A 618-nucleotide genomic window follows, 5' to 3' on the forward strand; every position below is an offset into this window, starting at 1 on the left:
ATACGCAGAGACCAATCATCCAGAACTACTGGAAGATTATCTACTTTCGTGACACTGAACGAGTTACCCCTGTTTTATCTCGTTGGAAGTGGGTACGCCTGTGTATTTTTGAAGTCCTCTTTGGCCAAGAACTACTGGAGAGTTTAGTTACCACGGCATCTGTGAGTGGCTGTCCTGAGGATCCAGACACTGAAAAAATGGGGTAAGCCAGCCCAGCTTGCGCTACATATACCAAGTGGCCTTTTCACCGATTTATTTCGGGATGAATTGGTAGAAGTGCTGTATTTTAAATACTATCTGCAATATCTTTTCATCCGGCCCGTCACAGAAATCTACTGTTTCGATAATGAGACCATAGACCTTACAAGAAATCGGTTCCGTCTCAACAAGGAACTTCTCTATATTGTCATCCCGTTTCGAAGAGTATATTTGGCCACAGCGTTGAGCATAAATATTGTGGTAGACATCCTCGTCTATGTGGGGACATCAAGCTCAGTAGCGGTGGCTTTGACCGCAGCATCTTTGGAAGCATGCAGACGGTTGCTGAAACTTTAGAGATACATCTAACCTATCGCTCAAGCGGACAGCTTACAGCTGCCGCTTACCTTAGTTCGTTAG

Annotated in this window: 1 protein-coding gene; it reads left to right on the forward strand. The window is 44.8% G+C overall.

Annotated features, from left to right (window positions below; translation table 11 throughout):
• On the forward strand, positions 1-206 hold a 206-nt coding region (locus ACYVB2_RS15450), incomplete at its 5' end, for a hypothetical protein (RefSeq protein WP_382434997.1).
• Positions 207-618 lie beyond the last annotated feature (412 nt).

It is taken from the genome of Giesbergeria giesbergeri (assembly GCF_054779375.1).